This window comes from Alteribacillus sp. JSM 102045 (assembly GCF_041949975.1).
In the GTDB taxonomy this organism is placed as follows: Bacteria; Bacillota; Bacilli; order Bacillales; family Marinococcaceae; genus Alteribacillus.
Genome location: NZ_JBHFQG010000001.1, coordinates 205645 through 226767 on the forward strand (window position 1 = coordinate 205645; position 21123 = coordinate 226767).

Genomic DNA, 21123 nt, shown 5'->3' on the forward strand with positions numbered 1-21123 from the left:
AAAAAATAACAGGTGACTTCTAGGAAAAGAGGTGAGAAGTATGATCATACTAGATGGTATTAGTTATTGGATAGATAAAATTGTACGTATTCTTATTACGTCATTTTTGGTCGTTATGACAATTATTCTGGCTGTCCAAATTGTTGCACGCTCCATGTTTCAAGGAGGGTTTGTCTGGACGGATGAATTGGCGAGGTACTTAATGATCTTCATTGTATTTCTCGGAGCAGCAGTAGCGACGAGAGATAGAAGTCACATTACGGTTTCTATATTTGAAGATTGGAAGCCGTCTCTCAAAAGGTGGCTGGCTCCTATTCAATGGATGGTGATGTTGGTATACGCAGGATTTATAGTGAAATTCGGTTTGGATACATTAGATATAGTTAGACATCAGTTATCTGTAAATATGGGAATCTCAATGGGATTCGTCTATATGGTATTGCCTATATCGGCTATAGTAATCATCATTCACCTACTTGCTAGAATTGGGAAAAAAACACCAGAAAAAGAGGTGAAGGAATAAATGGTTGTACTCTTTTTTGGAATTACCATTCTATTATTTTTGCTAGGCGTGCCATTGGGGATTACGATCGGTATGTCATCTATTTTGTATATTGTACTGGCAGATATCACACCTATGATTATGATTCAGCGGCTTTTTACTGGAATAGATGTTTCTTCCTTGCTGGCAATCCCGTTTTTTATTCTAGCGGGAAATTTAATGTTAACTGGTGGATTAGCACAGCGTATTCTTGATCTGGCAAATTCACTTATCGGGCGCAGTACAGGTGGCTTAGCCATGGTGACGGTTTTAGCTTGTATGTTCTTTGCTGCTATTTCAGGAAGTTCGATTGCAACAGCTGCAGCACTGGGAACGCTTATGATACCTGCAATGGTGGAAAAAGGATATGACCGAAACTTTGCCACAGCAGTGGTCTCAACCGCAAGCCCGATGGGAGTTATTATTCCGCCAAGTATCACGTTAATTATTTATGGAAGTTTGTCTGGAGCCTCTATTTCGGATTTATATACAGCTGGCATTCCGGCAGGTATTATCGTTGGAGCAGCCTTGCTTGGCGCTACGTATTTTATATCTAGAAAAAAAGGGTACCGGGGGACCGGAGAACCGTTTCAATTTAACGAATTTTGGACTGCTCTTTTACGTTCATTATGGGCATTAGGAACTCCAATAATTTTAATAGGAGGGGTGTTTTCAGGTATATTCACTCCGACAGAGTCCGGTGTAGCGGCTGTCGTCTACGCTGTGCTGATCGGAATGTTTGTATATAGAGAATTGAAAATAAAGCATTTAGGAAAAATATTTTTTGATTCTGCTAAAACAACAGCAACTATAATGTTTATTGTCGCTAACGCTGCATTGTTTGCTTACGTACTTGCTTACGAAAACATACCTAGCATGCTGGTTTCCGGATTTCTTACCATGTCGGAAAACCCTATCGTGATTCTTCTTATTATTAACATCATTTTACTGATTTTTGGTATGTTTATGGATACGATTGCGATTTTAGTTATCGTGGTTCCTATGTTTTTACCAGTCATTAACGCCTTGGGTATAGATCCTGTGTTGTTTGGTATTATTGTAGTGGTGAATACAGCAATCGGCATGTGCACGCCTCCATTTGGCGGAACTCTCTTAATAGCGACAAATACAGCTAAAACAAAATTGTTAAATACATCATTTAAATCTGGATATCCTATCATGTCGCTAATTATCGCCCTTCTATTAATTACGTATGTACCAATTTTAGTTATGTTTTCGCTATGGTAAAGGATACTAGGGCTGTCTCAAAAGGTTAGTTGGTTATCTAGCAATTGGAATATGCAAGACTCCACGGGAAAAGCGGAAGTGTGAAGACCTCGCAGTGAGTGTTTTTGCTCACGAGGAGCCGCCGCCCGCTGAAAGCGAGTATATTCAAGGTGCGGTTACCTAGAACTGACTATGGGACAGCTCCAGTTCTTTATAAGGAGGTAAAAAATGAGCAAGATCACCATTATTGGGGGAGCTGGCACACTTGGCGCTGCAGCTGCTTTTTCGCTTGCTTCTCATGAAAATATAGATGAAATCTGCATGATCGATATTAATGAAAATCTATTAAAAAATCAAGTTATGGATCTACAAAATGCCTATCCAGCAAAGGTACTGTATGCTGGTTCTTATAGAGATTTAGTTCATACCGATATCGTTATCATCACTGCTGGAATTCCAAACCGGAATGACATTACTTCCCGCTGTGAGTTTCTGGATGGAAACATTAAACTATTTAAAGAATTTGGGGAAAACATTCAAACATACGCGCCAGAAGCTTTAATCATTACAGCTTCTAATCCACTAGACCTTTTAAATTATTATCTTTATGAAAACTATGATTTTCATCCGCGTCAGTTGGCGGGGTATACACTTAATGATTCTTTTCGCTTTGAATGGGCACTTCGGGAAGCATTGGATGTACCAGCAAAAGACTCTCTTTTTACTCCGGTTTTAGGAGAGCACGGAGAGTCGCAAGTCCCTGTTTTCAGTCAAGTCACAAGAAGCGGCCGCTCTTTTGAAATGGCTGCTTCGACTCAAGAAAGCATTAGAAAAAAGCTTAAAAGCTGGTTTCGTGATTTTAACTCTTTAAAAATAAATCGAACAACCGGCTGGACGACGGCTGCAGGGATTCGTACTATGGTTGAAAAAATGCTTCAGCAAGAATTGTCGGAAATGATAGGATCCGCCATATTTAGAGGAGAATATGGCTTTCATGGTATTAGCATGGGGGCGCCTTTATTAGTAAACAATCAAGGTGTTCAGCAGGTGCAGGAATGGACGTTAACCCCAGCAGAAAAAGAAAATTACGCCCATTCTGCTCATGTTCTGAAGGCTTCTATTGAAAAAATGAAAGAAGCAGAAGGAGGAAGTCTATGAAAATTGCGATCGCAGGAGCGGGTGCAATGGGGAGCCGGTTGGGTTTTTTGCTTCATGACGCAGGCAATGAGGTCGTCCTCCTGGATAATTGGGAAGAACATATAAACACGATTCAATCCCGAGGGCTTGAAGTTCTGAATGAAGAAGGACGTTCTGTAAAAAGGTAAAAGCTTATGTTCCGCAACACTGCAGGAACGTTTGGTTTGCTTATTATTTTGACAAAAGCAATGCAGACACCGACTATGCTAAAGAATGCAAGCATCTGTTAAAAGAAGACATGAAGGTGCTGACATTGCAAAATGGACTAGGAAATATAGAAATCATCCAATCATTTGTGCCAAGAGACAAGGTTATTGCCGGTGTTACAACATTAGCTGCAAGATTAGTTCAGCCTGGAGAGGTAGAAGCTTTCGGATCAGGGGATACGGAAGTTATGCAAATAGATGGCAGGGAAACTTCTTTCGTGTCTGCTGTCGTTGAAACTTTTAACGATGCAGGAATTCATACTTCTATTACTAAAAAATGTCATGCAAAGTATCTGGCAGAAAGCAGCTTTTAATTCTGTTCTCAATCCGTTATGCACCTTAATGCAGAGTCCTGTTGCTGCAGAAGGAAGCTACTCTGGCATTGATAGCATATTGGAAGAGCTGCTTCATAAGATTCTAATGGTAGCAGAAGCAGAAGGAGTACCACTAGAAAAAGAAAAAATAAAACAGATTATCCACGGTGTGTTTGACCCTGACATGTCCGGAAAACACATTTCTTCCATGTATCATGATATACAGAACAGCAGAAAAACAGAGATAGAATATTTGAATGGAGCTATTTTAGAGAAAGCAGAAAAGCAATAAATTAATGTACCATCTCATCTCTATGTTAGAAGAAATCTCATTTGCAAAATAAATATCCAAGCAATGGGAAGTGGGGCCTGACCTCCTGAATGTGCCTGAATGTGAAGGACACGAGCGAAAAACCTTCGTATTGAAGAACCTGCCCCTGATGTTAATCGAGCAGAACTGTTATATGGAGTTCGCGCGGACATGTATTCCGTTATTATCCTCATTTTCTCTCTATGGAAGTGTTACGCGGACCGTGGTTCCGTTATTTGCTGTAAAACAGCTAATAACGGAACGAGGGTCCTCGGCCTCCTCAATTTAGACCATTTTTGGACCCTGCATCACATTAAACGGGCTGCCCGTTTTGCCCAGCGGCCGTCCCCTTCATGTATAGGATCCATCCAAAAATGCGGACATTTCTTTTCCTTTTTCTATAATAAATTGAGTCATAGGGTCCTCTAACGTAGTTGGAATTCTATGAGAGAAGCCTACTACAGTTACGGTGCCGACGATTGCTTGGTTAAAATCTAAAATAGGAACGGCAAGAGATGATACAGAAGGAGTAATAGGTTCACTTGCAAAAGCAACCCGGTATTTTTCAATTTGCTTTTTATTCTCCTTCAACTCTTCCTGCTGAGGTTTTTCGAGCTTTTGAAACTCTTCGCTCGCCCAGTTTTCCATTATTTCATTTGGATACGTATACGCCAGCTTCCCTGTCGAAGAAAAAAGCGGCAGTAATGTTCCAATTTGAGCCCCTACATTAAGCGTTTGCTTGTTATGGAGCATTTTAACTACAAGCGGACCTCTTTCTGTAGCGCACGCATAAAGAACCGTTTCATTAGTTTCGTCTCTTAGTTGTTTTAAGTAAGGTGTAATTTGTTCAATAACATTTTCTTGATCGACAGCTTGAAAACCATATTCGGCCAGCTTAGGCCCCATATAATATTCACCCGTAAAAGGGTTGCGATAAAGCATGCCCAACGCCGTTAACGTATTTAAATATTTGTATAAATTATTTTTTGAAAGAGAAAGTTCTTTAAAGATATCGTTATACTTCAGCGGTCTGTTTTTCTTCGAAATCACCTCTATAATAGATAATCCAACCTGAAGGGATTGAATCATTTCTGTTTTCTTGAATTCTTTTTTTGCATATTCCATATCCTTTCAACACCCCTTTAACCCATAATAGCATATCTTTTTCCACATCCCCTTCATTATCTTTTTCAATATATAAACATTTCATAAATTTGAAATTAGATTGACAGATGTAAGGGTATACATATACTCTGAATATATAGTGTACTAATTTCACTATATAATCAATAGTAGATTTTTAGAACGGGAGGGATCTTTCTTGAAGCAGCTTTCAACTAGGGTTATGACGGTTTTTATTATGATAATGCTTCTTTCAGGCTGCAGCTATTCTGCATCGGTAGAAGAATCGGGACAGGCAAGTGACAGTCAGAGTATAAAAGAGAGAAGTTTTGTAACCGCTCACATTGTTCCGGAAGGTCATGTTTGGCATCAGAGTTTACTTGTTTTAGAGGAAGAACTGCAGCAGGCAACAGATGGGAAATGGGAACTTGATTTTTACCCGCAAGGAGCGCTTGGCAATCAGAATGACATGTATCAACAGCTGCAAGTTGGATCGATTGACCTGTCTGTATTAGTAGGAGCAGAACTTAACAGTCACTCTGAAGCCTTTGCATCGTGGACGATGCCTTTCATTATGCGTGATCATGAAGATGCTTTTAGGATGGCTGAGACCAGCGAAGCTCATCAATTGTTTGAAACTCTGGATGATGTCGAGGGAAGAGGATATTTTTTTGCAGGGATGCGCCATGTCCTGGCTAAAGATGGGCCGATTGAAGATATAGAAGATTTACATGGACAGTCTCTTCGAATCAGCCCAAGCCCTGCCATTACGGACTTTTGGCAGGAGTCTGGATCAGGACCTACGCCCGTACCGGCTGCTGATTTATATACTTCTTTCCAGACCGGTGTAGTAGATGCCATAGACATTGATTTGGATCTAATGATGAACAATGCTTATAACGACATTGGCACTTACTTCACACCTCTTAACCATATGACCTGGCCGGGGGCTGTTTTATTAAATGAAGACCTTTGGAAAAGTTTCAGCAGGGAAGAAAAAGAGATATTTAATGAGGCTCTCGAACAAGCTATTGCGCATAACAAACATGCAGTAATAGAAATGGAACAAAACTACATGAACGATTTTGAAGAGCAAGGGGGAACGATCAGCGAAATAGAAAACCTTGAGCCATTTTATGAAGTGGCGGAGAAAATACATGACAAGTATGGAGCTAGAAGCAAATATATTCAAAACTTCATCGATAAAGCAAAAGAGATTTCAGAGTATGATCGATAGGAAGGTGAACGTGTATGGTGCAGAAATTGGATCAATGGTTTTACCGCTCTAATAGAGTTCTTACAAAAATGGTAGAAATAGTTTGCATGATGAGTGTAGGGGCAATAGCGATTATTACCATTTTGGCTTTTATTTCAAGATATATATTACAGCAGCCTTTGGTAGGGACAGATGAATTAGCGTTGTTTCTCTTAATGTGGATCACTTTTCTTGGAGCTTCTTTAAGCATAAGAAGAAATGACATGGTGGCGCTGTCTCTATTTAAAGATAAATTGAATAGTAAAAATAACTTAATTTTACAAATGATTTTGCAGTCAATTATCTTCTGTTTTTCTATCTTAGGATTTTGGGTTGGGTGGCTGTGGCTTACCTCGTCCAGCATATGGGAAGCCGCCTCTGCATCGCTGGAATTTCCATTATGGATTCCATCCGCTATTTTTCCCTTTACGATGCTTATTATGGCTATATTTACTCTCGAAAATATTTTGAATCATATGAAAAGACTTAAAAAGATAAACAATGAAGGGGAAGAGGGAGAAGTATTATGATCGCTATTTTCATATTGGTGTTTGCACTGCTTCTAACTATTGGTCTCCCGATTGCATATGTTTTAGGGGTATCCACTGTGTATTATATTTTCTCTACAGATAACCTTGAGCTTTTGTATTCCATTCCCCAGCGAATGACGGGCGGTATTCAAAATTACGGACTTCTAGCTATTCCTTTATTCGTTTTAGCCGGAGAATTGATGAATAAAGGCGGCATAACGTCAAGGCTGGTCCGATTTGCAAAAGATATGGTCGGTCATTTTAGGGGAGGACTGGCCTACGTAAACGTTGTTACAAATATGTTTTTAGCTTCTATTATAGGTTCAGCCAATGCCCAGACCGCTATGATGAGCAGAATTATGGTTCCGGAAATGGAACGTGAAGGGTATAAAAAAGAATTCAGTACGGCCCTCACTTCAGCATCATCTCTGCTTGGACCAATTATTCCTCCAAGTCTTTTATTTATTATTTATGGAGTGACTGCGGAGGTTTCTATTGGAAATATGTTTATTGGAGGCATTATACCAGGGATTTTATTGACCACCGGGTTTGTGCTTTTAATTTCTTTTATATCTATTAAAGAAAAATTCCCTAAACATGACCGTGTAAAAGCAAAGGAATTGGTGAAAGCGTTTTTTATGGCGCTGCCCTCCATCAGCATACCTCTGATCATTATTGTAGGAATTTTAACAGGGATGTTTACACCAACAGAGTCCGCTGCTGCTGCCAGTTTTTTAGCTTTACTTATTGGGGCGTTTTTGTACAAAGAAATACAGCTCAGGGATTTTCCTAAAATTCTTCTAAATACTGCCATGTACACCTCCATTGTTACTTTTATTATTGCAATGGCTACCATTTTCGGCTGGGTCCTGTCCTTTGAGCAGGTACCTCAGCAATTATCATCATTTATGGTATCTCTCACTGATAATGTCTATGTTTTTCTCTTGATCTGTATCATTCTCTTTCTACTGGTAGGCATGGTCATAGAGGGGATGGCAGCGATTATTATTTTAGTGCCGATCCTGCTTCCGGTAGCAGCCAGCTATGGAATTGACCCTGTTCAATTTGGGATTGTCATTTCTATTAATCTAGCAATAGGCCTTATCACACCGCCTGTAGGAACCGTGTTATTCATTACGTCTTCTATAACCAAAGTAAGCTTTGAAAGTTTGACCAGGTATGTACTGCCTTTTGTTCTTGTGTCTCTTGTTGTGCTTTTCATCATTGCCTATGTACCGGCAGTTACTACTTGGCTTCCAAGCCTATGGTTATAAATGTAAAAAATACCGTTGACAAATTATAAAAAGGATGAAATACTCTAAATAGTAAAATTAGTTCACTATAAAGATGGAAGGTGGTAATGAAATGAAACTGGTCATGTTTCACTTAAGGAACGAAGATAAAGAAAAACAGCGTTTAGGTGTTTTGCAAAATGATAATATCGTAGATTTACGAAAGGCTTATGAAAATATCCTAAAGGAAGGCGAATCAGTAAGAGCCAATGAAATCGCTGCTGCGTTATTTCCTGCCGAAACAGCTGATTTCTTAAAGGGTGGAGAAAAAAGTTTAGAAGAAGCTAAAACTGTTTTAAGTTATATTGAAAACGCTTCAGAAGAAGTGAAAAACCAATGCTGTTTTTCTAGATCTGACGTAAAACTGCAAGCCCCGGTACAAGAGCCGCAAAAAATCCTTTGTGTCGGCCATAATTATCGGGAACACATTTTAGAAATGGGACGAGAACTGCCAGAGTATCCAGTTGCATTTGCAAAGTTTGCAAACACCATCATTGGGCCGGAGGATGCTATTCCAAAATATGATATTTCTGACCAGCTGGATTATGAGGCAGAATTTGCTGTTGTCATTGGAAAAAGAGCTAGAAATGTAAGCAGTGAAGAGGCATTAGATTATGTTGCTGGGTATACTATCGCAAACGATGTGACATATCGGGATTTACAAAGAAGAACCCTGCAATGGCTGCAAGGTAAATCTGTAGATGGAACTGCTCCAATCGGCCCTTGGATCGTAACAAAAGATGAATTAACCGACCCGTCTCAGCTGGAAATCTCATTAACCGTAAACGGGGAAGAAAGACAACGCTCTAATACAAAAAATTTAGTTTTCAGCGTTGAAGATTTGGTTGAGTTCTTCTCAGGATTAATGACGTTAGAACCTGGAGATATCATTTTCTCGGGTACGCCTGGCGGTGTAGGAGTAGCAAGAGACCCTCAAGTGTTTTTGAAGGATGGAGATGTTTGCAAAATTGAAGTAGAGTCCGTTGGATCTTTAGAAAATCAAGTGAAAACAACCGCAAAAGCTGGAGTCACTCCATAATTATTTTGAAATCGATAACAGTTATCGATGTATCTAAATGAATATCAAGAAGGAGTGTTGAATGGTGAGTAAAAAGAATACGCTCCCTATGACAATAATAGGCGGAGGTATAGGAGGGCTGGCAGCCGCTCTGGGTGCCTCAGAAGCTGGAAAGAAAACAGCCGTATTAGAGCAGGCACCGGAATTTGGTGAAATAGGAGCTGGAATTCAATTAGCTCCTAACGCTATGGCTGTTTTAGACCGGTTTAATTTATTAAATGAAATTGATAAATACGCGGTGTACCCGCAAAGACTTGTTTTAAAAGATGCATATAGCGGCAATGAACTAAGCGAACTAGACTTAGGGAAGGCCTTTAAAGAAAGATACGGTTATTCCTATACGGTCATGCACCGTACCGACCTCCATAAAGTTCTGCTCGAAGCGTGTGAGAAAGATAGCAATATTACTTTGCTCACAAATCATAAAGTCATCGAACTCGACAACAACAAAGAGTTTATACAAATCACCTGTGATAATGGAAATACGTATGAAGCAGAATCAGTCATTGGGGCTGATGGTTTATGGTCTGAAACGAGAAAGCATTTTGTTCAAGATGAAGCCGTTTGTTCGGAGTATGTTGCTTACCGTGGTGCTATTCCAATGGAAGAAATCAGCGAACATGCTGACTTTGATGATGTCATTATGTGGGTTGGTCCATACCTTCATCTCGTCCAATATCCGATTCGTAGAAAAGAATTATATAACCAAGTAGCTGTGTTTAAAAGTTTTCAATATAGAAAAGAGATCGAACATTCTGATGAATGGGGAACACCAGAGGAGTTAGATGAACACTTTGGCCGCTGTGTTCCGGTTGTACAAAACGCTGTTCAATTTATGCAGCGGGAAAGAAGATGGCCATTATATGACCGCAAACCACTCAACAACTGGACAGACGGCAGGTTTACATTGTTAGGTGATTCTGCTCACCCGATGCTTCAATACCTGGCTCAGGGAGCCTGTCAGGCATTGGAAGATGCCTCGGCGCTGGCCGATCAATTACACGATAAAAATGAAGTAGAAGAAGCATTTTTAGCTTACCAAAACGAGAGAATTCCACGTGCGAATAAAGTACAGCAGCGGGCAAGAACATGGGGAGATATCCTGCACACTGATGATTCAATTGCCACCTTAATGCGAAACACCTATTTTCAGGATCGTGGTGCTCAGGACTTTGAAGTGGTCGATTGGCTGTATGGACATATTGTGAAACAGAAAGAAAAAACGGCCCTATCCTAACCATTTAAAGTTGCTGAGATATTGGCTTTCCTGTGAGCTCCTGCCATTAAAAAGCGGGAGTTCATAGAAATAAATAGAGAAAACAAGGATAAGAAAGGAGATTAGTAGTTATGAAAAGTCCGCAAGAATACGCAGATTCTATTGATGAAAAGATCGCTTCTCTGCAGCAGTACGCTAGAAAGTTAGATGAAGAGACGATTCGGTTAAAACCCAGTCCCAAGGAGTGGTCCGTTATGGAACTGCTCTGTCACGTAGAGGAATTCCCTTTATATTTCACCAATGAATTAGAAAAAGTAGTGAGCGGAGAAGCCGAAGAATGGGGAAGAGGAATGGACCATTCCGGCCGATTAAAAGCTGTGGAAGCAGCAGAAAGCAGAGAAGTAGATGACGTATTAAAAGGGATAGATTTCACACGTGAAACAGTGAATAAACTGCTCCAAAGATTAACAGAAAATGATCTAAAAATAGAAAAACCTCATCGTAACCCTAAATTCGGTACTAAGCCTATGGAGTTTTTAGTTCAGCACTTTTTGGAAGAGCATTTAGAAACGCACCAAAAGCAATTTCAGCGTATTGTCTCTCAGGTACAGCATGCTTAATAATAAGGAGGGGACTATAGATGGAAATGAATACGTTTATGGAAAGCCAAGAGGTTAAAGAATTTAATAAAAAGATTCAAAAAGATGAGCTGGGGCCTCTTTGGAATGCAATTCCTCAATTAGTTAGTAAGGAACCGCCAAGCCACGCAGAACCATACTTGTGGAAAGGCAGTGTAATTAAAAAGCATCTTATGGAAGCAACCAACATTTTTACTCCGGAGCGCGGCGGGGAAAGACGGGCCATCTATTTGCAAAATCCAAAACTCAAAGATAGAGAACCATGGGGATGGGGAGCAGCCACACAAAACATTTACGCTGCCGTTCAGCTAATTTTGCCAGGAGAAGAAGCTCCGTCCCATCGTCATAAACAAAGCGCCCTCCGTTTTATTATGGAAGGAGAAGGGGCCTATTCAATAGTCGATGGTGAACGTCTTTTTATGAATGAAGGCGACTTTGTAGTAACCCCGCAAGAGTGCTGGCACGGCCACGGCCATGAAGGAGAGGAGCCCATGTTTTGGATGGATGTGTTAGACATTCCATTTATCTATTCGGTTGGCGGCTCTTTCTTTGAGGGTTATCCGGAAGACGGTATTCAGAAACCGGAACGAAAGGATAATTACTCTCCACGTCATTATCAAGGAGGCCTGGTCCGTCCTATCAAGGATCGGAAACCGAAAAAAGCACCAGTTGGCACCTATAAATGGAAACAAACCAAAGAAGCATTAGACGGGCTTGAAGAATTTTCTCCAGACGAATATGATGGGTACGCTGTAGAGTTTATCAATCCAACGACAGGAGATACGGCGAATGTAAATATTGCATCCTGGATGCAGCGCTTTCCTGTTGGATATCATGGAAAGGCTCACCGCCACACCAATTCTTCAGTCGTTCATGTCCACAGCGGCAGCGGTTATACGGTAATAGACGGCGTCAAATTCGAATGGGAAAAAGGAGACTTTTTTGTTATTCCAAGCTGGACGTGGCATGAACATGTAAACACTGGAGATGAACCGGCCCATTTCTTTTCCGTACACGATACACCTATCATGGAAACATTCCATTTACAAAAAGAAGAAGCAAATGAAAATGGCGAAGGACAAAAAGTGAAACGTGTATTTCAGCCATAATAAGGTTTAAAGAAGCTGTCATCCAGGCAAGACGACAGCTTCTTTCTCTTATCGTGAATTCTTTTTAGAAGGAACTATGCCATTTTGTTATACACTATTCTCCTTTTCATTTTTATAAATTCTCCCTCCTTTTTCATGATATAAATGCAAATAATAGGAGGAAGAAGCCGTTGATTATTTTCAGTCTCATATTTTTAGGTTTTGCTGCAAGCACATATGGAACCATTATAGGAGCAGGAGGAGGCTTTTTGTTTGTTCCTGTCTTACTAATGTTTTATGATATTTCTCCAGAAGCAGCCGCTGCCACCGGCCTGGCTATTGTGTTTATTAACGCAGCTGCGGGTCTGCCTCTGTTTTTAAAGCAGCGACGGGTTCTTTTAAGAACTGGACTGTTGCTGGCAGCTGGAGCGTTTCCTGGTACCTTTTTAGGAGAAAGGCTGGTCCAGATTAGTCCAGAAGCGGTTTTTTATATTCTCTTTGCTTGTCTCTTAATCATTCTCGGTTTATTCTTAAGTGTAAAGAAACCACCCGAAGCAAAAAATGAAATAGCTGCTTCAGCAGAAAACAGTCATACGTTGACTGAAAAAGAGAAGAATGAAGATCAAGCAATCAAAATGCCCGTGCTATTAGGAATTGGTGTCATGCTCGGAATCATTTCTTCCTTTTTTGGCATTGGAGGGGGCTGGCTTTTGGTTCCTATTTTAGCTTACGGATTTGGGCTGTCTCTAAAAGCATCAACCGCAACTTCTATCTTTTCGCTCGCCTTATATTCCTTGAGCGGTCTGATACCTGTTATTGTAAATAATACAGTGGACTGGAATATCGTTATATGGAGTGGATTAGGAGTACTTGTCGGTGCACAGGCCGGCGCTGTTTTGTCGAAAAAAATGAAAGGAACAACCATTACACGATTACTTGCCGCTTTAGTCGTTGTAGTCGGAGCGGGAATGATATTTCAAATTTAAGGGGGCTGTCTATGAACATACAAACGTACCAGCTTTTTTGTTATGTCGTGGAAGAAGGGAGCATCAGCGCTGCTGCTAAAAGAGCATATTTATCCCAGCCGGCAGTCACGAAAAAAATACGGCAGCTCGAAGATCATTACTCTACCCTTCTTTTTGAACGTGAGCATAGTGCAGTCATGTTGACTCCTGCAGGAGAAAGGCTATACTATCATGCCAGCTCTATAGTTAAAGAATATGAGCAATCGATCGAAGAAATTGAAAGTTTACGCGGGATACAAACCCAAACCTTAAAGATTGGATCGTCTTATACGCTTGGTGAATATATTCTTCCAGAAGTGATCAGTGCCTTTAAACATGAAAGTTCTTCCCTTCAGATCCAGCTGTCCATTAGTAATACTCCTGCTGTATTAGCAGATTTAGAAGAAGAAAATATCGACCTGGCTTTTGTAGAAGGAGAGATTCCAAATCCCGAACTCGATAAAAAAGTTATTGCCAGTGATAAAATTGTTTTGATTACAGCACCCGAGCACAAATGGGCAAAGAAAAAACACATCACTCCCCGGGAGCTTTTGAATGAACGAATGATCCAGAGGGAAAGCACTTCTGGAAGCAGGAAAATTGTCGAGAGACATCTTTCGGAAAAAATAAACCTGAACAAGTTGGAAGCTCCTCTCGAATTAAGTACCACACAAGCTATAAAGAGTGCTGTACAGTCTGGACTTGGTTATGGCTATGTATCCCGGCTCGCTATTAGACAAGAGGTCAAAGGAGGGCTTCTTTGCGAAGTGGATGTCAGCGGAGTTAATATTCAGCGTCCGTTATGGGTAGCATCGCGAGTACAGCGCTTCGCCAAAGAATCTATTCATCGTTTCAGCAGCTTTGCGCAGCATTTTCTGCAAACCCATTCACGAAATTAAAGATCATCAGATTATATTGACAATTCCCTAATTCCAACGGACAATCCTGATAAAGGAAAAGTCCGGGTTTCCAAGAGGGAATTTTTTAATTGGGAAAAAGAGGGGTGACCGCAGTGGAGGATAAACGAGAAAAGGTCATAAAAAAAGTAGAAAATCATCTTCGCATGACTTCTAGGCAGCTGGTCAAATTCGATACAGAAGAAGAGGCTCTGCAATATTTAACAGATTCCTTTCAATCAGAATTAAGCTGTGACTTTGTTGGTGTTATTTTAAAAGAAAATGATTACCTGGTTCCCAAAGTTTGGAGCGGCGAACTTCAATCTTTAAAAGAGGCATTTCCTCTTCGTATGGAGCATTGCTTTCCTGCCCTTTTTCATCAAAGCTTAACGTATAAAGAGGTGGAAAAAGAAGAGTCCTGCGCATTTTTGGATCTGCTGAAAAAAGAAGTAGTAAAGACGTGGTTTACCGTACCATTACAGGATGATACAAATAATTATGGTTTTTGTACGATCGGATATTTAGAAGAAATCCCTTTATTACAAATGGACAAAATATTCGATGAATTTGGCAGAGATGCAGCAGTGGCGTTAACACTTGCCAAACGTAAAGAAAAGCAGCGGAAAAAAATGATGGGGATGGAATGGATCAGCCAGAATATCCTTTTAGATGAATCGGTGGAGACACTTGTTTCAAAGCTGGTGGAACGTGCTGGGAAAGGAACGCATGCCAAGCTTGCTGGTATCTATTTATATAACGAAAATGAAAACTGTTTTACGTTTCAGCCTCCTTCTTATGGAGAATTTACGAAACCGAAACATATTAATATTGAAGAAAATTATGAACTAAAAGGATATTTTCCGTTTATAGAAACACCCGGCGGCAATCAGCTGACCGTGCCCATGGTACTTGATTTAAAGACAATAGGTGTACTTCATGTGGAACAAAAAATAAACAGTGTATTCACGCAGGACGATTTGGAAGTTTTAGAACTAATGGCCAATCATGTTGCTTCCACACTCGAAAATGTGCGTCTTTATAACAACGAAAAAGATAATAAAAAAAGGCTGCACGCTCTTTTGGATTATCAGCAGAAACTAATAATAGAAACGGTAGAAAAAGATAACTTTGATGGGATTACTTCGACATTAAGTTCTTTATTTGCTAAACCAGTGATTTTATTTGATCGTTTTATGCGTCCTATTTCTTACCAGCTGTCCTTTATAGAAAGTATGGATTTAGATAATATTGTAGACCTGGCTTCTGCCGAAATATTCCAAAGAGATGTTAAAGATATAAGCTTTTCTGTTAGAAATAATGAAGGGGCAGAAGTATCAATATGGCCGGTAAACGGAGGTGGAGATCTTCTTGGTTACCTGGCTGTTGCGGCAGCACAAAAGGATTTCGATGATTTTGACCGCCTGACGGTTGATATGGTGAGGAATATATATTCCATCCAATTTATTAAACAAAAGCTTGTATTAGATGCGAAAGAACAGGTGAAAGACAGTTTTGTTAATAAATTGCTTGTGAACCATATTGAAAACAAAGAAAGCATTATTCAGTACGCTAATTTATTTCATTGGGATCCTTTTAAAAAACATCGTGTCTCCGTATTATCCATTCAATTGGACGAAAAGAATCATAGCAATGATGATCTGCTGGAACAGCAAGCGAAAAAATCCCTTATTATGGAGCAGCTGAAAACAAGAATTTCTATGTACGAACAAGATGTCCTGCTTGCTAATAAGGAAGATGATTATATACTCCTTGCTCCTGCCCATAACGAACAACAAACCCCGCGACAATATTGGAGTAATTTTGTAACCAATATAAAGAAATGGCTTAAAACGGGCCGAGTCAAATGCCATGCCTATATGGGGATTGGCGGCATTGCTCATTCTTTAGAAGATTATTATTCGTGCTATCAAGAAGCTGTTCAGGCGCTGAACGTTGTAGCCTATCGAGAACATAGAGCAGGGTATGCTTTTTTTGAAGAACTGGGCTCTTATACGTTATTACACGAGCTGAAGCATTCAGAAACAGCATCATTATTCATTACTAAACAAATGGAACCGCTTCTTACCTATTCAGAAGGTAAAAATATGGATTTATTTCAAACGCTGCGCATATATCTGAAGCAAAATGGCAGTATTAAAAAAACGTCAGAGGAGCTTTATATTCATCGCAGTTCGTTATTATACAGGCTGGAAAAAATAGAAAACATTCTTGATATGGATTTGAACAACTCGGATAATCGATTCGATTTAACCTTGGCCTATAAACTCTATGATTTACAGCAGTTCTCTTCTAAAAAATAAAGCAGGCGCGTATATCGCGCTTTTTTTCAGTGTTTAGGAAATTATATTTTTCGAATTGTGGATACTATCTACATATTGTTTGATCCGCGTCTAGCTTCAGCGCCCAGCCTCTCGGAGGCCCAAGACGGTTTAAGGAACTTTTGCTAGAATCGCGAACATCGTGTTCGCAACGCAGAAGTCACCACATCCTGTGGAAGTAAGAGCGCCTTTAGTGACTGGAGAACATTTACCTGTCGAGGCTGATCCGCGCTTGCGCTTTTGTTCTGCAATTTGTAGGAAAATGAACTTTTTTTTCCTATATCACGTAGGTGTGTTTTGTTTTTTACTCTATTTATAATAGAACTATAAAGAAATAAGACACACAGGAGGAAAAACATATGAGCATTCAAACAGTTGGAATAGTTGGTGCAGGTTCTATGGGAAGCGGAATTGCTAACCTGGCAGCTATGTCTGGATATCATGTTATTTTACGAGATGTAGAAGAGAAATTTCTTGAAAACGGGCTGGCCAGAATAAATAAATTTATGGAAAAAAGCGTATCCAAAGGAAAAATGACAGAAGACGAAAAAGCAGAAGTTCTCGAAAGAATTACAACGACAACAAACATAGAACAGCTTAATGACTCAGATCTCGTCATTGAAGCAGTAATTGAAGATCTGGAAGTAAAAAAGAGTGTATTTTCAGAGCTTGACCAAATTGTTCGCGAAGGAGTCATTCTAGCGACAAACACTTCTTCAATGTCAATTACTACCATTGCCAGTGCGACCAAACGTCCAGAGCGCGTAGCAGGGATGCATTTTTTCAATCCAGCTCAACTGATGAAACTAGTGGAAGTAGTAAGAGGGTTTAATACAAGCGATGAAACAGTACAAGAAATTAAAGAATTTTCAAAAAGTGTCGACAAAGAACCGATTGAAGTGAAAAAAGATACTCCCGGCTTTATTGTAAACCGCATCATGATTCCGCAGTTTATCGAAGCTATTAAACTATTGGAAGAAGGTGTTGCAACCGCTGAAGATATCGATAAAGCGGTAACTCTCGGGTTAAATTATCCGATGGGGCCATTTACTCTGCAGGATTTTGCCGGTGTAGATATTGGCTATCATACCATGGAATATTTCAAGAATGAGTTTAACGATGATCGTTTTGCACCGCCAATGTATTTAAAACAGCTTATGAGGACTGGCAGAGTCGGGAAAAAAGCTGGAGCCGGATTCTACGATTATGATTAATCAAACGGGAGGAATACCAATGAACTATGAATTTATAACATGTGAGATAGAAAATCAAACAGCTCTTGTCACTATAAATCGTCCACCCGTTAACCCATTAAATGCCCAGGTTTTTCAGGAATTATACAATATCATGGATGAACTGGAAGAAAATGATGAGGTTGGAGCGATTGTACTGACAGGAAGCGGTGAGAAAGCATTTGTCGCTGGTGCCGATATTAATGAAATGGCCTCTCTCGATGTAGTAGGCATTAACAAATCCAATCAAAAATCCAGAAAAGCTTTTTGTAAAATTGAAAGCGTTAACAAACCGGTGATTGCCGCTATTAATGGACTTGCTTTAGGTGGGGGGGTGGAATTAGCGCTCGTTTGCGACTTGCGTATTTGTTCCGAAAAAGCAAAGTTTGCGTTTCCGGAAGTCGGTCTTGGTATTATTCCTGGTGGAGGAGGAACCCAGCGGCTTCAAAAAATCGTTGGTCAAGGAGTAGCAAAGGAACTTCTTTATTTTGGAGACATGTTTGATGCTGAGCGTGCAGCCGAGCTTCATCTGGTCAATAAGGTGACTGCGTCAGACAAAGTTGTTCAAGAAGCAATAGAATGGGCGCATAAACTTACCGAAAAACCAGCGGTTGCCCTGCATATGGTGAAAACAGCTATAAACATCGGCAGTAATGTGGATTTAGAATCTGGTTTAACTGTAGAAAACCATTGTTTTAGTAATGTTTTTGTATCTAAAGATGCCAAGGAAGGATTAACAGCATTTTCGGAAAAAAGAAAGCCTGTATTTCAAGGAAAATAAATAAAGGAGGGCTATGATTTGGCTCAGGAAGAGATTGTACTGCTGGAAGGAGCACGTACCCCATTTGCAAATATTACGGGTTCGTTCCGCCGCACTTCCGCAACAGATTTAGGGATGGCTGCATCGAAAGAAGCAATTAAAAAAGCAAAAATTTCACCGGAAGAAATTGACCACGTCGTATTTGGTAATGTGCAGCAATCAAGCAAAGATGCCCACTTATTGGCAAGGCATATAGGGTTGAAATCAGGAACACGGCAGGATGTTCCGGCTGTGACGATAAACCGTGTCTGCGGGACCGGAGTGGAAGCTATTTTAGCAGGAGCCCGTCATATTTTGACAGGAGAAGCCCAAGTGGTTTTAGCAGGCGGAACAGAAAATATGAGCCAGGTGCCTCACGTTATACCTGGGATGAGATGGGGAAGTCCGCTTGGAGGCCCGAAAATGGAAGACTGGTTATGGGATGGTCTGCTGGATACAAATGCGGGCTGTACTATGGCAGAAACGGCAGAAAATCTTGCCGAGAAATACAACATTTCAAGACAGGAAGTGGATGAACATGCACTTTCAAGTCACGAACGTGCGATACAGGCTAGAAACAATGGGTATTTAGAGGAAGAAATTGTGCCGGTTATGGTGAAAGGGCATAAAGGAGAAGAAGTTATTCAAGAGGATGATCATATTCGTCAAACGAGTATGGAGCAGCTTGGAATGCTAAAAGCCCGTTTTATTGAAAATGGAGTAGTGACTCCTGGAAACGCAAGCGGAATGGTGGACGGCGGTGCTGCAGTTGTTATTGCTTCAAGAACTTATGCTGAACAAAAAGGCTTAACACCGATTGCTCGTCTGAAAGCATGGGAGGTTGTTGGGGTAGAACCGAAGTATATGGGAATCGGACCAGTACCGGCAATACAAGGAGCATTAAAAAAAGGAGATTTAACATTAAATGACCTGAGCTTAATTGAGATTAATGAAGCATTCTCTGCTCAATATTTAGCTTGCCAGAAAGAGCTCGGTTTTGATTTGGAAAAAGGGAATGTCAATGGAGGAGCAGTTGCGATCGGACATCCGCTTGCTGCGAGCGGGACAAGAATTTCCTTAACCCTGGCCTATGAGTTAAAAAGAAGAAATCAAAAATACGGTGTTTCCGCTGTATGTATCGGGGGAGGGCAAGGGATAGCAGCAATTTGGGAAAGTGTATAACACATAAAAAGGGGGACAGTTATTCTGTTTCCCTGCAAACAATCGTTAGAAAATTAGGAAATTTATAGTGAGGAAGGTGGAATATGCCATGTCAGCGGTCCAAAAAGATCGATCAGTGGCACAGTTATTAAACAGCGCGGCAGCATCGCATGGAAACAAGGAAGTCATATACGATTTGAAAAAACGGCTGACCTATAATGAACTTCTAAAATTAAGCGAACGTGCGGCCAATGGCCTTCAAAAACTAGGTATCAAAAAAGGAGACAGAGTGGGAGTCTGCTTGCCAAATTGGCATGAAACAGCAGTAATATTCTTTGCAGCTTCAAAATTAGGAGCAGTTGTGGTGCCTTTTAATCCCGTGTATCGATCCCATGAAATCGAATATATTCTCAAAAATGCGGAACCAAGCGTATTATTTATTTCAGAAAAGTTCGGGGAGAATGTTGGTTTTCCACTTGCCAAAGCACTCGTGAAACATGTGGTGTCGGTTCGGTTTGAAGAAAGAGAACTTTTGTCTTACACAAAACTATTGGCAAATCATGGGGAGGTTGTACGTGAAGAGGCAGTTGATGTGAACGAAGATCTTTTTTGTATTTTATATACTTCAGGAACAACAGGTCTTCCAAAAGGTGTGATGACTGCACACCGAAGCATTGTGCAATGCGCTTATACAGTAGCAGAAGAAATGAAATGTGATAAAAGGGATGTTTTCATTATACCAGCGCCGCTATTTCATATCTTCGGTATCACATGCAATTTGATGACAGCCATTGCTTCAGGAGCAAGAATGATACTGCAGGAAAAATATCATCCAAAACAAGTGCTGAAGCTGATAGAAAAAGAGAAAGTAACGGTGCATCAAGGTGTTCCGACCATGTTTCTAAAAGAGCTGGAACAAGAAGATTTTTCTCAATATGATCTTTCATCGCTTCGTACAGGAATGGTAGGGGCTTCTCCTATATCACCGGAACAAGTAAAGAAAGTCAGAAAACAAATGAACTTTCACCTGTGTCAGTCCTATGGAATTACAGAGACAGGAAGCGTAACGATTACAAGACATAATGATGATGAAAAAACCCTATTAGAAACGGTTGGCAGGCCGCTTAAAGGCATTAAAATAAAAATCGTGGATAAAAATCATAATCCTTTGCCTCCTGGACAAGTCGGTGAAATTGCAGTTCATAGTTTTGCAATGATGAAAGGTTACTATAAGATGCCGGACAAAACGAGTCAAGTACTAGAGAAGGAAGGCTGGTTTTACACCGGTGATCTTGGAATGGTGGATGAAAAAGGAAACGTTCGTTTCACCGGCAGACAGAAAGAAATGATTATCCGTGGAGGGTTTAATATATATCCTCAAGAGATCGAAGCTATACTGACGAAACATCCAAAAGTTATAGAGGCTGCTGTTATCGGTTTGCCTGATGAAGTGCTCGGAGAAACTGTGTGCGCGGTTATTCAGTTAAAAAAAAGCATAAAGTGCACAGAAGAAGAAATGAAAAATTTTACAGCAGAAAGTGTTGCTGCATTTAAAGTGCCGGAGCAAGTTGTCTTCACGTCAAATTTCCCTGTAACAGCAAGCGGGAAAATTCAAAAAGGGAAATTGAAGGATCAATTACTGGAAAGAATCAACTCTTAAATTTTGAAAGCGCTTCAA

General features: G+C 40.3%; 20 protein-coding genes and 1 pseudogene. 20 read left to right on the forward strand and 1 reads right to left on the reverse strand.

Annotated elements, in window-relative coordinates; translation table 11 throughout:
* Window positions 1-40 precede the first annotated feature (40 nt).
* The 6 genes and pseudogenes from ACE1TI_RS00970 to ACE1TI_RS00995 all read left to right on the forward strand — a co-directional run bounded on the left by ACE1TI_RS00970 (window position 41) and on the right by ACE1TI_RS00995 (window position 3777).
* Window positions 41-523 carry a TRAP transporter small permease gene (locus ACE1TI_RS00970; protein WP_375005694.1) on the forward strand — a complete coding sequence of 161 codons (483 nt, stop codon included), beginning with the start codon at window positions 41-43 and terminating at the stop codon, window positions 521-523.
* A complete protein-coding gene (locus tag ACE1TI_RS00975; RefSeq protein ID WP_375005695.1) occupies window positions 524-1789 on the forward strand; it encodes a TRAP transporter large permease in 1266 nt (421 codons plus the stop codon).
* Between the two features lie 207 nt (window positions 1790-1996).
* Window positions 1997-2926 (forward strand): malate dehydrogenase, encoded by a 930-nt coding sequence (locus ACE1TI_RS00980; protein ID WP_375005696.1) that lies wholly within the window; start codon window positions 1997-1999, stop codon window positions 2924-2926.
* Window positions 2923-3093 (forward strand): 2-dehydropantoate 2-reductase N-terminal domain-containing protein, encoded by a 171-nt coding sequence (locus ACE1TI_RS00985; RefSeq protein ID WP_375005697.1) that lies wholly within the window; start codon window positions 2923-2925, stop codon window positions 3091-3093. Before ACE1TI_RS00980 ends, ACE1TI_RS00985 begins: the two co-directional genes overlap by 4 nt.
* A gap of 65 nt (window positions 3094-3158) precedes the next feature.
* A pseudogene (locus tag ACE1TI_RS00990) lies at window positions 3159-3485 on the forward strand (ketopantoate reductase family protein); the annotation flags it as partial.
* Window positions 3454-3777: a ketopantoate reductase family protein gene (locus tag ACE1TI_RS00995; RefSeq protein WP_375005698.1), complete on the forward strand. Its 324-nt coding sequence runs from the start codon at window positions 3454-3456 to the stop codon at window positions 3775-3777. The pseudogene ACE1TI_RS00990 and the gene ACE1TI_RS00995, both read left to right, overlap by 32 nt.
* Window positions 3778-4146: 369 nt before the next feature.
* On the opposite strand, the gene ACE1TI_RS01000 is transcribed toward ACE1TI_RS00995, so the two are convergent.
* Window positions 4147-4920, reverse strand: a complete 774-nt coding sequence (locus ACE1TI_RS01000) for an IclR family transcriptional regulator (protein WP_375005699.1) — start codon at window positions 4918-4920, stop codon at window positions 4147-4149.
* A 196-nt stretch (window positions 4921-5116) separates the two neighbouring features.
* On the opposite strand from ACE1TI_RS01000, the gene ACE1TI_RS01005 reads away from it, so the two are divergent.
* From ACE1TI_RS01005 to ACE1TI_RS01070, 14 genes are all read left to right on the forward strand, one after another.
* A complete protein-coding gene (locus ACE1TI_RS01005) occupies window positions 5117-6154 on the forward strand; it encodes a TRAP transporter substrate-binding protein (protein ID WP_375005700.1) in 1038 nt (345 codons plus the stop codon).
* 14 nt (window positions 6155-6168) lie between these two features.
* Complete coding sequence (locus tag ACE1TI_RS01010) at window positions 6169-6702, forward strand: TRAP transporter small permease (protein ID WP_375005701.1); 534 nt, start codon at window positions 6169-6171, stop codon at window positions 6700-6702.
* Window positions 6699-7976, forward strand: coding sequence for a TRAP transporter large permease (locus ACE1TI_RS01015; protein ID WP_375005702.1), 1278 nt, complete (start codon window positions 6699-6701; stop codon window positions 7974-7976). Before ACE1TI_RS01010 ends, ACE1TI_RS01015 begins: the two co-directional genes overlap by 4 nt.
* 91 nt (window positions 7977-8067) lie before the next feature.
* Window positions 8068-9033, forward strand: a complete 966-nt coding sequence (locus ACE1TI_RS01020) for a fumarylacetoacetate hydrolase family protein (RefSeq protein ID WP_375005703.1) — start codon at window positions 8068-8070, stop codon at window positions 9031-9033.
* A 64-nt stretch (window positions 9034-9097) separates the two neighbouring features.
* Entirely contained in the window at window positions 9098-10309 is a 1212-nt protein-coding gene (locus ACE1TI_RS01025) for an FAD-dependent monooxygenase (protein ID WP_375005704.1), read from the forward strand.
* Between the two features lie 110 nt (window positions 10310-10419).
* Window positions 10420-10908, forward strand: a complete 489-nt coding sequence (locus tag ACE1TI_RS01030) for a DinB family protein (protein ID WP_375005705.1) — start codon at window positions 10420-10422, stop codon at window positions 10906-10908.
* A gap of 20 nt (window positions 10909-10928) precedes the next feature.
* Window positions 10929-12035 (forward strand): cupin domain-containing protein, encoded by a 1107-nt coding sequence (locus ACE1TI_RS01035; protein WP_375005706.1) that lies wholly within the window; start codon window positions 10929-10931, stop codon window positions 12033-12035.
* A 170-nt stretch (window positions 12036-12205) separates the two neighbouring features.
* Window positions 12206-13000: a sulfite exporter TauE/SafE family protein gene (locus ACE1TI_RS01040; protein WP_375005707.1), complete on the forward strand. Its 795-nt coding sequence runs from the start codon at window positions 12206-12208 to the stop codon at window positions 12998-13000.
* An 11-nt stretch (window positions 13001-13011) separates the two neighbouring features.
* Entirely contained in the window at window positions 13012-13917 is a 906-nt protein-coding gene (locus ACE1TI_RS01045) for a LysR family transcriptional regulator (protein WP_375005708.1), read from the forward strand.
* A gap of 113 nt (window positions 13918-14030) precedes the next feature.
* Complete coding sequence (locus ACE1TI_RS01050; protein WP_375005709.1) at window positions 14031-16235, forward strand: helix-turn-helix domain-containing protein; 2205 nt, start codon at window positions 14031-14033, stop codon at window positions 16233-16235.
* 377 nt (window positions 16236-16612) lie between these two features.
* Window positions 16613-17467: a 3-hydroxyacyl-CoA dehydrogenase family protein gene (locus tag ACE1TI_RS01055; RefSeq protein ID WP_375005710.1), complete on the forward strand. Its 855-nt coding sequence runs from the start codon at window positions 16613-16615 to the stop codon at window positions 17465-17467.
* A 19-nt stretch (window positions 17468-17486) separates the two neighbouring features.
* Window positions 17487-18266: an enoyl-CoA hydratase/isomerase family protein gene (locus ACE1TI_RS01060; protein ID WP_375005711.1), complete on the forward strand. Its 780-nt coding sequence runs from the start codon at window positions 17487-17489 to the stop codon at window positions 18264-18266.
* A gap of 18 nt (window positions 18267-18284) precedes the next feature.
* Window positions 18285-19466 carry an acetyl-CoA C-acetyltransferase gene (locus ACE1TI_RS01065; protein ID WP_375005712.1) on the forward strand — a complete coding sequence of 394 codons (1182 nt, stop codon included), beginning with the start codon at window positions 18285-18287 and terminating at the stop codon, window positions 19464-19466.
* Between the two features lie 88 nt (window positions 19467-19554).
* Entirely contained in the window at window positions 19555-21105 is a 1551-nt protein-coding gene (locus ACE1TI_RS01070) for a class I adenylate-forming enzyme family protein (RefSeq protein ID WP_375005713.1), read from the forward strand.
* The last annotated feature ends 18 nt before the right edge of the window (window positions 21106-21123 follow it).

Coding starts and splice junctions, on each gene's coding strand:
- ACE1TI_RS00970 (WP_375005694.1), top strand. CDS start 41: ATGATCATACTAGATGGTATTAGTTATTGGATAGATAAAATTGTACGT.
- ACE1TI_RS00975 (WP_375005695.1), top strand. CDS start 524: ATGGTTGTACTCTTTTTTGGAATTACCATTCTATTATTTTTGCTAGGC.
- ACE1TI_RS00980 (WP_375005696.1), top strand. CDS start 1,997: ATGAGCAAGATCACCATTATTGGGGGAGCTGGCACACTTGGCGCTGCA.
- ACE1TI_RS00985 (WP_375005697.1), top strand. CDS start 2,923: ATGAAAATTGCGATCGCAGGAGCGGGTGCAATGGGGAGCCGGTTGGGT.
- ACE1TI_RS00995 (WP_375005698.1), top strand. CDS start 3,454: ATGCAAAGTATCTGGCAGAAAGCAGCTTTTAATTCTGTTCTCAATCCG.
- ACE1TI_RS01000 (WP_375005699.1), bottom strand. CDS start 4,920: ATGGAATATGCAAAAAAAGAATTCAAGAAAACAGAAATGATTCAATCC.
- ACE1TI_RS01010 (WP_375005701.1), top strand. CDS start 6,169: ATGGTGCAGAAATTGGATCAATGGTTTTACCGCTCTAATAGAGTTCTT.
- ACE1TI_RS01015 (WP_375005702.1), top strand. CDS start 6,699: ATGATCGCTATTTTCATATTGGTGTTTGCACTGCTTCTAACTATTGGT.
- ACE1TI_RS01020 (WP_375005703.1), top strand. CDS start 8,068: ATGAAACTGGTCATGTTTCACTTAAGGAACGAAGATAAAGAAAAACAG.
- ACE1TI_RS01030 (WP_375005705.1), top strand. CDS start 10,420: ATGAAAAGTCCGCAAGAATACGCAGATTCTATTGATGAAAAGATCGCT.
- ACE1TI_RS01035 (WP_375005706.1), top strand. CDS start 10,929: ATGGAAATGAATACGTTTATGGAAAGCCAAGAGGTTAAAGAATTTAAT.
- ACE1TI_RS01045 (WP_375005708.1), top strand. CDS start 13,012: ATGAACATACAAACGTACCAGCTTTTTTGTTATGTCGTGGAAGAAGGG.
- ACE1TI_RS01055 (WP_375005710.1), top strand. CDS start 16,613: ATGAGCATTCAAACAGTTGGAATAGTTGGTGCAGGTTCTATGGGAAGC.
- ACE1TI_RS01060 (WP_375005711.1), top strand. CDS start 17,487: ATGAACTATGAATTTATAACATGTGAGATAGAAAATCAAACAGCTCTT.
- ACE1TI_RS01070 (WP_375005713.1), top strand. CDS start 19,555: ATGTCAGCGGTCCAAAAAGATCGATCAGTGGCACAGTTATTAAACAGC.